Origin of the sequence: Maribacter sp. IgM3_T14_3, assembly GCF_049603095.1 — a bacterium.
GTDB lineage: Bacteria > Bacteroidota > Bacteroidia > Flavobacteriales > Flavobacteriaceae > Maribacter.
This window is the reverse complement of record NZ_CP187138.1, coordinates 2,149,317-2,163,105: the sequence shown is the minus strand read 5'-3', so window position 1 is coordinate 2,163,105 and position 13,789 is coordinate 2,149,317. Positions and strand designations below refer to the sequence as shown.

The window sequence follows — 13,789 nt, the reverse complement described above, 5'->3', positions numbered from 1 at the left end:
CTACGTTTACATTCTTTTAATAGTACCGCCAAAAACCGTTTTTTCTTCTAAATTCTCTGGATTGCCATATACTTGAACCTCACCACCTGCTTTGACTGTTGCCTTTACATAGTCTCTGGCGTTAATTTCTGCTCTAGACCCTGCATTTACATCAATTGTAGAAAAGTTTGTTTCGAAATTTTTACCTTCATAAACACCACCTGTATTTATTTGAACATCTTGAAAGTTAGACGACCCAGTAGTTCTTATAATTCCGCCAGAAACAGACTTTATCAACATTTGTTCAACCTCTGCATTAACAATCAACTCGCCACCTTCTTGAGCTTTTAACTCTAATATTTCTTGTTGAATAATCTGCTCAGTAACAATTCTAGCATCTTCATTAACATCGATTACCAGTATATCTCCTGTATAATATAAATCTACAAACGTTTTATATCCACTGAAAATTTTACCGATTTGCATCCGTATTTTCAAAATACCTTCGTTATTAACAACGGCTACTTTACTGGTATTTTCACCAGTAATAATGACTTTGTTTTCTGTAGATTTAATAAGATTAATAGATAAACCATCAAATCCTTTTAATTCTTTAAAGGGCTCTAAATTTTGGGTAATCTTATTTTCCTGGCCTGTAACCAAAAGACATCCAAAGAGAAACATTATAACAACTATTTGTTTCATTCTTTTACGTGTAATTTTTTTAGAAAAACTTTAATTTATAATAGTTTTTCCAATTCAGCCTTGTAATACCAAAATCTATTCCAAATTAATTATTCTTATCCGGAATTAAAGCAAAATCTAAATGCCTTTTGACTAAATCGGTACTTTTAACCATAACGGTTATCTCATCACCTAAGGTATATTTCTTTTTGGTGCGTTCACCAACGATAGCGTATTGCTTCTCGTCAAAGATATAATAATCTCCCTTGATGTCTCTAATACGAATCATGCCTTCACATTTATTATCAATGATTTCAACATAGATTCCCCACTCTGTAACACCACTTATAACTCCGCGGAATTCTTCATCTTTATGATCCTGCATAAACTTGATCTGCATGTACTTAATAGAATCTCGTTCAGCACTTGAAGCTAAATATTCCATATCTGAAGAATGCTTACATTTCTTCTCAAATTCTTCATCATTTACAGAACTTCCACCATCTAAATAATGCTGTAATAATCGATGCACCATTACATCTGGGTATCTTCTAATCGGAGATGTAAAATGAGTATAATAATCAAAAGCTAACCCATAATGCCCAATATTATCAATAGTATAAATCGCTTTACTCATACTACGTATCGTAAGTGTATCGACCATATTTTGTTCTTTTTTACCTTTTACATCTTGTAGTAATTGGTTTAAAGAAGAACTTATAGATTTCTTATCCTTAAAATCTAATTTATGTCCGAATTTAGAAACGATACCGTTCAAAGCCATTAACTTATCTGGGTCTGGATCATCATGTATTCTGTAAACGAAAGTCTTTTTTGGTTTTTGTTTACCAATAAACTCCGCCACTTTTCTATTTGCCAATAGCATAAACTCTTCAATAAGTTTATTAGCATCTTTAGATTCTTTAAAGTAAACACCGATTGGCTCGCTATTTTCATCAAGATTAAAACGAACTTCAACTTTATCAAAAGACAAAGCACCTTGATCCATTCGCTTATCTCTCATAATTTTTGCAAGTCTGTCCATCTCTAAAGTAGCCTCTACAACTTCTTTAGATACAGAATAGGCTGCGTCTCTTATCGATATATCTTCTGGTATATCGCCACTACCTGTCTCAATGATATACTGAGCCTCTTCATATGCAAAACGTTCATTAGAATCGATTACAGTTCTTCCAAACCATTGATTTCTTATGGTTGCATTCTTATCTAGCTCAAATATGGCAGAAAAAGTATACTTTTCTTCATTAGGTCTTAATGAACACGCATTATTAGAAAGTACTTCTGGTAACATAGGTACTACGCGATCAACTAAATAAACAGATGTTGCTCTTTCATAAGCTTCATCATCTAAAATAGTATCTTTTAATAAGTAATGAGAAACATCGGCTATATGAATACCTATTTCATAATTACCATTCTCTAATTTTTGAAACGATAATGCATCATCAAAATCTTTAGCATCTTTTGGATCAATGGTAAACGTAAGAACATCGCGTACATCTCTACGTTTTTTAATTTCTTCTTCTTTAATACTGGTATCTAACCCATCGGCAAGGTTCTGTACATCTGCAGGAAAAGAATACGGTAAACCATACTCCGCTAAAATAGAATGAATTTCGGTATCATGTTCGCCCGGTATACCTAATACTTCGGTAACCTTACCAAAAGGAGAATCTACATCATCTGGCCAATCGGTAATTTCAACTAAAACTTTCTCACCATCATTTGCTCCATTTAATTTATCTTTTGAAACAAAAATATCAGTGTACATTCTAAAATCTGTTGGGCGTACAAAAGCAAAAGTCTTTTGCATATCAACTATACCAACAAAAGTCGTCTTGTACCTTTCAAGTATCTTTACAATCTCACCCTCAAGTTTTTTACTTTTACTTCTAGGGTAGATATAAACTTCTACTTTATCTTTATGAAAAGCTTTATTTAATTTATTAGCAGGAATAAAAATATCGTCATCCATACCTTCGGCTACGATATATGCATTTCCTTTTCCTGTAACGTCTACAGTACCTTCGTGATAAGATTTAGTATCTTCTAAAACTTGATACTGACCTCTATCAACTTCTTTAATTCTTTTTTTCTCTTTCAGCTCAGTCAACCTTTGTATAAGGGTATTTCTTTCTTGAGCATCGGTAATATCAATTTTAGCAGCAATCTGCTTATAGTTGAAACTTTTATTCGGATCCTTTTCAAGAACTGTAAAAATTCCTTTAGTAATTTCGTTCTTTCTATGGTTCTTCGCCTTCTTATTCTTCTTCGACATTAAACTTTTAATTTGTTGGAAAATTACGAATTATAATCCACTACCTATTAATCAACTTCTTATTGAAAAGTTAAGGAAATAAGTTGTTATCAACATATATATCATAATTGGCATTTTTTCTTTTAAATTAAATTAAATATTAATGATTATTATAGCTTGTTAATATCTGGAATAACTTATTTCAATATTACTTGACATTATGAGATACTAATACTTGTTGACAATCTATTTATATAATCTACAATTGAGAATCAGTATTTTGAGAAGTTATTAAACATGGTTTATAAGTGCTATTAACATGAATTTATTAATAACTAAATGTAATTTTAATGTTAACTAGGGTTGTTATTTTGATGAAAATCCTCTAATAGTTTCTAATATTTAAATTCGTCTTCAGAGGATTAATAGTGTAAGCAGATGTTAACTTTAATAAGCAAATTTTTTAGCAACTTTTTCTAAACAATTTATGCATTAAGTAATCTTGCTTATAACATACTAATTAACAATTTAAATTAATTAGATAATAACAAATGTTGTGAACCCCTCGTTTTTTGTTGTGAATGTCTGATTATTGTACCTTTAGCATGGTTTTATACCATCCCCACTGGTTATAAACAATGAACTATTAACCTTTAAATAATATGCATATGAAAATAGCTATTGGTAACGACCACGCTGGTACAGAATACAAGTTAGCTATAATAGGTTTACTTAAATCTATACAGATTGAGGTTATCAACTATGGTACAGATGGTACCGATAGTGTTGATTATCCAGATTTTGCACACCCTGTTGCACTTGATGTTGAAAATGGTATTGCCGCTTATGGCATTATAATCTGTGGTAGTGGTAATGGGGCTTGTATGACCGCTAATAAGCAACAAAATGTAAGAGCTGCCTTATGTTGGACAAAAGAGATAACAAAATTAGCTAGAGAACATAACGATGCTAACATACTAAGCTTACCGGCAAGGTATATTTCTTTACCCCAAGCACTTGAAATGGTATCTACCTTTTTAAACGCCTCTTTTGAAGGTGGTAGGCATGAACGCAGAATTGAAAAGATTCCACTTCAGTAGATAGTTATTATAACTATGTTGATAACCTAAAATAGTTGTTATAACCAATTGTAAATCAAATATTTAATTGGGTATAGATATAAACAATACTAGTTAACGAAGATAATTTATGTTAGATATTAAGATATTACCTTTTAAAGAATTCGATATTCATGAGTTATATAATGCTCTGCAATTGCGTAGCGATATTTTTGTGGTAGAACAAGATTGCGTTTATCTAGATTTAGATGGTAAAGATGAAAAGGCAATTCATGTAATAGGATTTAAAGATGCTAGAGTGGTGGCATACACGCGTATTTTTAAACCTGGTGATTATTTTGACCGAGCAAGTATTGGTAGGGTTGCGGTACATAAAGAGTATAGAAAATATGGCTATGGTAAAGTTATCATGCAAGCTTCAATAAAAGCGGTAGATGAACTTTTTAATACGAATGAAATACTTATTTCGGCACAAGCTTATCTTGAAAAATTTTATAACGATTTAGGTTTTAAGACTATAGGTGACGGCTATTTAGAAGACGGCATACCTCATATAAGAATGATAAAAAAATAAAAATAGATACAGATTTTGATTAATTAAATTGTTAGTTGATAAATACCAAACCATATTATATTACTATGAAAAAGACATTTTTTATTTTGATCTTTTTAGTTAATTCTTATTCTATTTTCTCACAATCAAACGAATGTAATGATGGCGGGAATTTTGAATGTGGAAGTTTAAAAGATCGAGGTGAAATAGTTATTACAGCTTTAGATCAACTTGGTTGTAAAAATGAAAAAGCACATTTGTACGCGATGTTTCCTAGAATAACTATTTATGCAGGTTATGTTTTTAAAGAAATAACCTATTGTAGTTCTAATGAAATAGATCCTTATCAAGGAAGACTACAATTTATATATTGTATGCCAGACACCTGTCAAGAAATAGATATAACTATTTATGATTTTAATGATCCATATTTTCAAAGTAATTCAGGTAAAATACTAAAAGATATAACTCTAATGCCCTTTGATGCTACAACATCTTCAGCATTGATGGGTGCACATCTTACTAGTTCACTAAATAAATTTAATAATGAAATAATAATATCACCCCGTTTTGGTTCTATAAGAGGAGAATCTGATGAAGTGAGTTACTTAGCCTATCTTGATGATAGATATTTTATTCAGATCGACATTGATGATAAAAACAAACGTTTTACAGAACCTATTCAAGTAGAGAATTTTATTTCAGGATATGTAAATTTGATAAAGCTTTAATAAGTAAATCAAAAAATAAAAATGCCCGCAATTTGCGGGCATTTTTTATAAGTGTTATTAAAATATAATATTTATATTTTAATAGGAGTTTTATTAGTTAAGTTAATATCCTCTAACATAGTGTCGGTAAATTTATAATGACCCTTAGTTGTAATAATTCTAAATCGGTTAGAGTTCATTCTACTTAAAGTATCTAAAAACAACCATTTCGATTTCAATAATCTTGTCTTTGGAGATTTAAGACTTATATCAAAATAATATTTTCTACCATTTTTAATGGCCACGATATCTGGTGTAATATTGTCTTCTTTTCCTTTTCTAGAGTATGATTTAGGGGTTTCATAGCCTTCCATATCAGCTTTAATATTCTCAAAACCGGTAGCTTCTAAATGTTGAATTGATTTTTCTAAAAATGCTATGTTTTCTGACTTTTCTACTTTTACCATACCTATCAAGATAACAAAAAAAAGGACAATTCCTAATTTTAAACGTTGATTAACAATATGTTGTGTTTAATATTAAAATTATAAGAGCATATTTAATAATTTTTATCAATAGGACTAAATAACTTTTAATATCTAAAAAAATTGGAATTATTAGACTGTCTTTATGTTTTTAGAAAGTACTTCACCAATTTTTTTGACCACGCCAACAACCAAAGCATTTCCCATAAAAAATGCTCTTTTGGTATTTGAAATACCTTGAAGTAATGTGTGATTATCAGGGAACATATTCAAACGTTCTAATTCAATGGGAGTTAATCTACGTAACCCTTTTTTAGTGCTGATAACATGTTTAAAGCGCGACGCGCTTTTACCACCTTCACCAGTTATTATTGTTCTTGAAGCATTGTCTAACGCATCAGGAAATATCATATTACCCTCATTATAATGGTAAGCAAAACCAGATTTTGAAGTCCGGGTTTCTTTCTTTGCACCTTTTAAATAAAACCATTTATCATGTTCTTCTTCAGGAATATAAAATTCTTCAGGTATTTTTTCTTGCTGTAAAACATCTCCTAAAACCGTTCTTTTACCAATATAACTAGCCGTTGTTTTAGTGGTGTATACTTTTCCTTTAATGAATACTCCGGTATTTTGAAATGGAGATAATTTTTCACCCAAATTAAAATTTTCAGATAGTGAAACAAGGTCATCCGTAATATCAAAAGATGTCAATTGTGAAGAGGTGCTTGTTACCGGAAATGCGGTTGCAATCGTTCCCTTTTCAAAAATCCATTCTTTTGCTATAGCTTTTTTAAACTGTTTGTAAAGCGGCGTAGATTTATGGTATCCTAAGAAAAAAATTCGTCTTCTTCTTTGCGGCATTCCGTAATCTGCAGCATTAATAACCCGCCATTCAACTGCATAACCTAAGTCATCTAAACTTTTAAGCATAATAGCGAAATCTCGACCTCTTTGGTTTGATGGAGATTTTAATAATCGATCTACATTTTCAAGAAATAAGTATTTAGGCGGATTTTTCTTTTCCGATAAAATTCGATGAATGCTCCACCATAAAACCCCTTTTTTACCAATAAGACCTTTAGAGTTATTTAATGTAGCTGCAACAGAATAATCTTGACAAGGAAAACCCCCAACTAAAATATCGGCATCTGGTATTTCATTGGTAGGTACTTCAGAAATATCTTGATTTCTATGATTCTCATGACCAAACCTAGCTTCATAAACAGTAGAGGCATGTTGTGTTTTCGTACTAGGCTCAAATTGGTTACTCCAAACTACTTCGTAGTTCTCGGTATCCTCTAATCCTAAGCGAAATCCACCAACGCCTGCAAAAAGTTCTATGACCTTTAGTTTCTTCATTTGCGATAAAATTACATAATTTCACAAGGCTAATACTATTAGAAATTATTTTACAGATGAAGAGAATAATCTTAAAGAGGTCTTTTGTATTGATTTTGATTGCTTTAAATACAGCATGCGGAGTTCATATGGATGAAAAGAAATTATTGGTCAATGAAATTGAGAACATAAAGAATGTATTTGCACCAGATAAACGTACCGCACTTTTTAATTTAGAAGTATTAGATGGTCCGTCAGGTTTTACTTTGGTGGGTGAAACTAATTTACCGTTAGCTGTAGATTCTTTAAATAGTGTTTTAAAAGAAAAAGGGATTAAAGCAACCAACGATATAAAGATTTTACCTGCAGATGAATTAGATGGTATGATCAAAGCTGTTATTAATATTTCAGCAGCAAACCTTAGAAGTAACCCTAAACATTCGGCAGAATTGGCAACACAGGCAACTTTAGGTACCGTTGTTAATGTCTTAAAAAAAGAAGGAGATTGGTACTTGATACAAACACCAGACATGTATTTAGCGTGGGTCGACCCAGGCGGAATTCAATTAATGAATGCTGATGATATTAAAAGGTGGACAACTGCAGATAAAATTATTTTTACGGATACTTATGGACATGCATATAATTCTGAAGAGGGTAAGAATAGAACATCAGATATTGTTGCCGGAAGCTTATTAAAACTATTAAGTAGTGATGATGAATTTTTTAAAATTGAATTTCCAGATGGTAGACAGGGGTACATTTCTAAAGATGAAGCAGAAGAATATGATACCTGGTTATCAAATTTAAGCTACAATGCAGATTCACTTATTGCTACTTCGAAAACCTTAATGGGTGTACCGTATTTATGGGGCGGTACTTCTACAAAAGGTGTTGATTGTAGTGGTTACACTAAGACTATTTATTACTTAAATGGCATGGTAATTCCGCGCGATGCATCTCAACAAGTGCATGCTGGCAAGCCTATAGATTCTATAGCAGATTTCAGCAAATTACAGAAGGGAGATTTGTTGTTCTTCGGAAGAAAAGCAACAGAAACAACCTCAGAGAGAGTAGTTCATGTAGGTATGTGGATCGGTGATAACCAATTTATACATTCATCTGAGATGGTACGTATAAGCAGTGTTGATAAAGATTCCCCAAATTATGATGCTTTTAATGTAGGTAGATATTTAAGAGCCCAACGCTTATTAAATGAAGATGATCCATTGCTTCAAAACCTAAATATTACAAAACCGATAATAGATTAAAGGTGTTTTCAAAAATAGGTGTTTCATCGATTTTAAGGTAAATAATAAAACATAGTAATAATGAGCTCGTTTTAATATAGAACGATCATTTACGTACTATGAAAAAAACAATTCTTCTCGTTTTAATCTGCTGTTTTGTAGGATCATCTTTTGCCATCGCTCAAAAAGATGCAGCCACTATTTATTTTAAGGACGGAACTAAACTTCAAGGTTTAGCTAAACTCATTAATGGAGACCAGGTAAAATTTAAAAAGTTTAAAAGGGATAAAGCACAAAAATATCATTTCGAAAATATTGAGCAGGTAGTTATAAATGATAGAAAAGAGGCTTCTAAGTATATTTATTTAGAAACTCGAGAAGGTTATTTTAATGTAGTAAGAGAATTAGAAATAGGCAAAGTAAGTCTTTATGTTCTCGAACAAACAGGTTACTCTGCACCAATGTTTGTTGGTGGTGCAAATGGACAAATGAATATGGCGCATGGTAATTACTATGACATTAAAAATCTATATGTTAGAAAAGGTGTAAGTGGAGAAATTACACACTTAGGATCGAACCAACTTTTTAGTAAGAATTTCAAAAATGCAGCTTCGACCTATTTTTCAGATTGTCCTGTTTTAGTGGAGAAAATTCAAAATAAAGAATACAAGAAAAAGCACATTAGAGATATAGTAAGCTTTTACAACCTAAAATGTAGTGAGGAACATGTGCTTATTCTTAAGAAATAGTCTTTCTGTTTTTATTAATATGCAGTAATAAACTCGCGTATGTCTTTACTTAATTTAATAAGATCTGGTTCATGAGTGTACATCATATGACCACCTTCATAATACTTCATTTGTACTCGATCTTTTACGATACCGTTTCTATCAAAAGTATATTCAGCATCAAAAAACGGAGTAATTAAATCATAATATCCACTTGCTACCATTACTTTCATAGCTGTATTTCTACGCATCGTTTCACCTAGATCCGGAGCGGTATTTACCGGCATCGGTTCCCAATATTGTCCATCGGGTACGGTTCTCCATCTCCAGTTCGACCCACCACCAGAAGTAATATAGGGTCTATCCATTTTCACTTTTAAAGCTGAAGCGAAATAGTGATTTAAGCTTGCGGTATATGCAGCAATTATTTGATAACTAGCGGCATCGCCCAAATGCGGATTCTCAGAAACTTTATCTTCCTCATCGCCCATAAATCGTCCGTCTAATCTACCAATTGCCAAACCCTTTTCTTCTAATAGTTTTTTCTGAAAACGACCCATTAATATTCTCAAGTTAGATTGTAGAATATATGTTTTATCCAATCCTGTGAAATAAGAAAGTTTTTCAGCTATCGAGTTCTTTTCTGCTTCACTTAATGAATTGCCTTTATATAAAGAAGGTATATAGGTGTTGTATGTAAAATCTCTACATTCTTGTGTAAAACTTTCTAGAGATTTGCCCTGCCCTGCTTTTTTATGATACCAGGCTGTTGCTGCCATGCTTGGTAAGTAGGTAATGAACGATGTAATATTGTTCGAGACAGAAGTAGAACCTGCATAATCTAAAGCTTGTGAAATCAATATCATTCCGTTTAAAGCCATATTTTGACCAGAACCTTCTAAAGCTTTTCCTAAAGCTGCGGCACGTGTGGTACCATAACTTTCACCAGCTAAATATTTAGGTGAAAACCAACGTTCGTTTTCAGTAACCCATGTTCTAATAAATTGAGCAAAAGAATCTACATCTTCTTTTAATCCGTAGAAATCTTTTCCTTCTCCTTTTCCTACTAATCTGCTGTAACCAGTACCTACGGGATCAATAAAAACTAGATCGGTAATATCAAGCAGACCATGGTCATTGTTCACTAAATTATATGGTGCGGCGCCATCATCAGATTTGGCATCAGAATCTACTTTTACAATTTTAGGTCCGAAAAAACCCATATGCAACCACATAGAGGCAGATCCTGGTCCGCCATTAAATACAAAAGTTACCGGTCTTTTAGCGGCATCTCCCATGGTGGTTTTAGTATAAGCCACTGACCAAAATGAAGCAATAGAATCTCCCTCTTTATTAGTTAAAAAAGTTTCTTTAGCTGTTGTGGTGTAGTCTAAAGCTGTTCCGCCAAAAACACCTTTATGCTTGGTTACAAAAGATTTTGCTTCTGGTATGGGTTTCGTTTTAGATTCCGTTTTAGCTTCTTGTGCTTGCGAAAATTGAAGAAAAAATAGACTGATAGCTAGTAATAGAAGATTTCTCATTTTGAGTAAAAGTATTGTGGGTATTGTTAGTTTGTACTTTTAAAAGTAACAATAATAAATGAACAGCTGTACTGGTATTGATTGGAATGTTTCAATAATTGCATCACCTAATATATAAGAACATTGAGTATATTTATATATGTATTTTTTGCATCAGTCCCCTTTTTTTATAATTCAACCAAACACCATCAACATGAAAAAACAACTACTTAAATCGCAAATACTAGGTCTTTCCCTTTTATTTTTTTTAGGATGCGTATTTATTAATTCTCAAGAAACAAACGATGGATGGGAAACCATGTTTAATGGTGATGATTTAAACGGATGGACAACAAAAGTTTACCATTATGAAGTTGGGGATAATTATGCAGATACTTTTCGTGCAGAAGATGATATGGTAAAGGTGAGATATGATAAATACGAGGGAGATTTTAATAATAGATTTTCGCATTTATATTATGATAAGCCTTTTTCAGATTTTCATTTTACGGTACAATATAGATTTGTAGGTGAATTATATACAGGCGCACCAGAATATACAATTCTGAATAGCGGAGTAATGTTTCATTCACAAGATCCCCAAACAATGTTGAAAGAACAAGATTGGCCCATTAGTGTAGAAATACAATTTTTAGCAGGTGTAAAAGAGGGAATAGAACGCCCAACCGGTAATATGTGTTCACCAGGTACCGATGTTGTTTATGAAGGTAAAATTGACCCTAGACACTGTATTAATTCAACATCCGATACATATTACGGGGATCAGTGGGTAACAGCAGAATTAATAGTTTATCACGATTCATTGGTTAAACATATCATTAACGGTAAAACAGTGTTAGAATATACAAAACCTCAAATAGGGGGTGAAGTAGCTAATGGTTATGACCCCAAAATGAAAGAAGACGGTAAGTTGTTAACAGAAGGCTTTATTGCTTTACAAAGTGAAGGCCAGCCAATTGATTTTAGAGCTATTAAAATCCGCAATCTAAAAGGATGCACAGACCCAAAAGCAAACAATTACAAAGAGTATTACGAGGTTTCAGATTCAAAAGCATGTACCTATAATTAGGTCGGTAGCTTATGAATTAAGTAAAGACCCCTATTTTAAAATAGCGGCGTACTTAGAGTTATTGCTTAATAATTCGATAGCAGCTAAAATAGCATCGTCGTTATTTAAGTAATATTGGTACAAGCCATCTCTGTAGAAATAACGCTTAACGATTTCATCTTCAAGATTCTTTTGAATCTCTCTTTGGTATTTGTCTAAAGCGTTGATTTTACCTTTTTCTATGTTCGCTAATAACGTTTTATAACTATCCTGAACATCTGAACCTAAAAAGTCATTTTCCTCGCCAGAGAGTGCTTTTTTAATTGCCAGTTCTGCCTTGGTCTCAAAAGAGAAACTACTCTGTTTTACATAGTTCTTAAAGGCACTAAAATCGGCATCTGTAAATTTAAAGTCGGCAACAGCACTATACTTATGTGCATAATGGTAGTTAGTAGCATAATCGAAAATGACATTATTCTGTAACAGTGCCAAAGTAAGGTCATTTGTTTTAGAAGTAGCTACTTCAATATCTGGTAAAATACCGCCACCATCTTGTACTTTTCTACCGTTACGGGTCGTAAAATCATTGAAAGTAGTATTACGTACAGCTTTACCGCTTTCATCTCTGTTCCAATAATCTAACGATTGTATGCAACGACCCGAAGAAGTGTAATATCTAGAAATGGTAACTTTAAGTTGAGTACCGTAAGTCAATTTTAGAGGGCGTTGTACTAAGCCTTTTCCGAAACTTCTAGCCCCCATTATTACCGCTCTGTCTAAATCTTGCAAACTACCAGAAACAATTTCACTGGCAGAAGCACTGCTACCGTTTACTAAAACAACTAGCGGAATTTCTTCATCTACAGGTTGATTGTTAGTATGATATTCTCGGTTGAATTTTTTGACCTTCGATTTCGTGGTCACCACCAACTCCCCTTTTGGTACGAATAGGTTAGTCACGTTAATAGCTTCAGATAACAATCCGCCAGGGTTGTCCCTAAGGTCTAATATTATTTTTTCTGCACCTTTACCTTTTAAATCTAAAAGAGCCGCTTTTGTTTGTTCGGTTGCTTTGGCATTGAATTTTGCGAGAACAATATATCCGGTTTTGTTATCGATCATTTTAAAGAAAGGCACGGCATCTACTTCAATACCTTCGCGGGTAATAGCCGTAGTATTTAGTTTTCCTTGTCTTTTATAAGTTACACTTACGGTAGAGCCATTCGCCCCTTTTAAAAGCTCACTGGCATTATCTTCAAAATCGGCTACTTTGATATCACCAATCTGTATTATTTCATCACCGGCCTTTAATCCTGCCTTATCTGCGGGGTATCCCTGGTGTGGTTCAATGATTAGTAATTTATCATCAAAAGAACGTACCATGGCACCAATACCAGAGTATTCACCAGCATTGTTTATGCGATACGTTTCAACATCTTGTTCGTTTAAGAATTTGGTATAGGGATCCAATTCATTCAGCATATTTTTAATGGCGGTATCCATTAATTCTGCCGGGTTGGTTTCGTCCACGTAGTTCATGTTCAATTCTTTGAACAAGGTGGTAAAGATTTCAATCTGTTTGGCTATTTCAAAAAAGTCACTCTTATAACTACTTCCTACGAATAGAAAAGCGATGGCAATTATGGGTACAAGTACTTTTTTACTTACTATTTTTTTCATTAATCTGTAGCTTAAACTTGTTTAAAACGAGCTTCATTTTATGATCTAACTGCTCAAAGGTGGGCATATCCTTACCAAGATATAAAAATAGAAACGCAAAGTTTGCATCTGTATTGTTAAAAACCAGTGCTTTATTAAGTCTATAAGACTCTCTAAGTAGTCGTTTAATCTTATTTCTATCGACTGCACTTTTAAAATTTCGTTTAGATACGGTAACCCCTGTTTTAATAAGCACTTCTTTTTGTTCTACGGATAGATAAATCAATTTCAGCGGATATACAGAAACACCTCTTCCCTCATCGAACAATTGTGTGATGAGTTTTTTGCTTTTAAGTTTTTCCTTTTTTCCGAAGGATGCATCCATTATAACAAGTATTAAAAAGAGTTTGCCCCCGTGTAGGGGGCAAAAATATCTAAAATTTTAATAGGCTTT

13 protein-coding genes are annotated in these 13,789 nt (G+C 32.7%); 6 read left to right on the top strand and 7 right to left on the bottom strand.

Features of this window, described 5'->3' with window-relative positions; all coding sequences use genetic code 11:
• Positions 1-6: 6 nt before the first annotated feature.
• Positions 7-684: a head GIN domain-containing protein gene (locus ACPF9A_RS09765; RefSeq protein ID WP_424003957.1), complete on the bottom strand. Its 678-nt coding sequence runs from the start codon at positions 682-684 to the stop codon at positions 7-9.
• Positions 685-769: 85 nt separating this feature from the next.
• Positions 770-2,962 (bottom strand): ribonuclease R, encoded by a 2,193-nt coding sequence (rnr, locus tag ACPF9A_RS09760; RefSeq protein WP_424003955.1) that lies wholly within the window; start codon positions 2,960-2,962, stop codon positions 770-772.
• 647 nt (positions 2,963-3,609) lie between these two features.
• Between rnr and ACPF9A_RS09755 the strand changes: the two genes are divergently transcribed.
• The 3 genes from ACPF9A_RS09755 to ACPF9A_RS09745 all read left to right on the top strand — a co-directional run bounded on the left by ACPF9A_RS09755 (position 3,610) and on the right by ACPF9A_RS09745 (position 5,304).
• On the top strand, positions 3,610-4,041 hold the full coding sequence (locus ACPF9A_RS09755) for an RpiB/LacA/LacB family sugar-phosphate isomerase (protein ID WP_424003953.1): 432 nt from the start codon (positions 3,610-3,612) through the stop codon (positions 4,039-4,041).
• Between the two features lie 109 nt (positions 4,042-4,150).
• Entirely contained in the window at positions 4,151-4,594 is a 444-nt protein-coding gene (locus tag ACPF9A_RS09750) for a GNAT family N-acetyltransferase (protein WP_424003951.1), read from the top strand.
• Positions 4,595-4,659: 65 nt separating this feature from the next.
• Entirely contained in the window at positions 4,660-5,304 is a 645-nt protein-coding gene (locus ACPF9A_RS09745; protein WP_424003949.1) for a hypothetical protein, read from the top strand.
• A 71-nt stretch (positions 5,305-5,375) separates the two neighbouring features.
• On the opposite strand, the gene ACPF9A_RS09740 is transcribed toward ACPF9A_RS09745, so the two are convergent.
• A complete protein-coding gene (locus ACPF9A_RS09740) occupies positions 5,376-5,750 on the bottom strand; it encodes a hypothetical protein (protein WP_424003947.1) in 375 nt (124 codons plus the stop codon).
• Between the two features lie 150 nt (positions 5,751-5,900).
• A complete protein-coding gene (gene dcm, locus ACPF9A_RS09735; RefSeq protein ID WP_424003946.1) occupies positions 5,901-7,130 on the bottom strand; it encodes a DNA (cytosine-5-)-methyltransferase in 1,230 nt (409 codons plus the stop codon).
• Positions 7,131-7,186: 56 nt separating this feature from the next.
• Here dcm and ACPF9A_RS09730 point away from each other — a divergent pair, with 56 nt between their 5' ends.
• Together ACPF9A_RS09730 and ACPF9A_RS09725 are read left to right on the top strand one after the other, a co-directional pair.
• A complete protein-coding gene (locus tag ACPF9A_RS09730; RefSeq protein WP_424003944.1) occupies positions 7,187-8,380 on the top strand; it encodes an NlpC/P60 family protein in 1,194 nt (397 codons plus the stop codon).
• A 98-nt stretch (positions 8,381-8,478) separates the two neighbouring features.
• Positions 8,479-9,108, top strand: coding sequence for a hypothetical protein (locus ACPF9A_RS09725; RefSeq protein ID WP_424003942.1), 630 nt, complete (start codon positions 8,479-8,481; stop codon positions 9,106-9,108).
• A 14-nt stretch (positions 9,109-9,122) separates the two neighbouring features.
• On the opposite strand, the gene ACPF9A_RS09720 is transcribed toward ACPF9A_RS09725, so the two are convergent.
• Positions 9,123-10,628 carry a S10 family peptidase gene (locus ACPF9A_RS09720; RefSeq protein ID WP_424003940.1) on the bottom strand — a complete coding sequence of 502 codons (1,506 nt, stop codon included), beginning with the start codon at positions 10,626-10,628 and terminating at the stop codon, positions 9,123-9,125.
• Positions 10,629-10,821: 193 nt separating this feature from the next.
• Here ACPF9A_RS09720 and ACPF9A_RS09715 point away from each other — a divergent pair, with 193 nt between their 5' ends.
• Complete coding sequence (locus tag ACPF9A_RS09715) at positions 10,822-11,697, top strand: 3-keto-disaccharide hydrolase (protein ID WP_424003938.1); 876 nt, start codon at positions 10,822-10,824, stop codon at positions 11,695-11,697.
• Positions 11,698-11,727: 30 nt separating this feature from the next.
• Here the strand turns inward: ACPF9A_RS09715 and ACPF9A_RS09710 are convergent, their stop codons facing one another.
• Together ACPF9A_RS09710 and rnpA are read right to left on the bottom strand one after the other, a co-directional pair.
• Entirely contained in the window at positions 11,728-13,356 is a 1,629-nt protein-coding gene (locus ACPF9A_RS09710) for a S41 family peptidase (RefSeq protein WP_424003936.1), read from the bottom strand.
• Positions 13,337-13,720, bottom strand: coding sequence for a ribonuclease P protein component (gene rnpA, locus ACPF9A_RS09705; RefSeq protein WP_424003934.1), 384 nt, complete (start codon positions 13,718-13,720; stop codon positions 13,337-13,339). Before rnpA ends, ACPF9A_RS09710 begins: the two co-directional genes overlap by 20 nt.
• Positions 13,721-13,789: the final 69 nt, after the last annotated feature.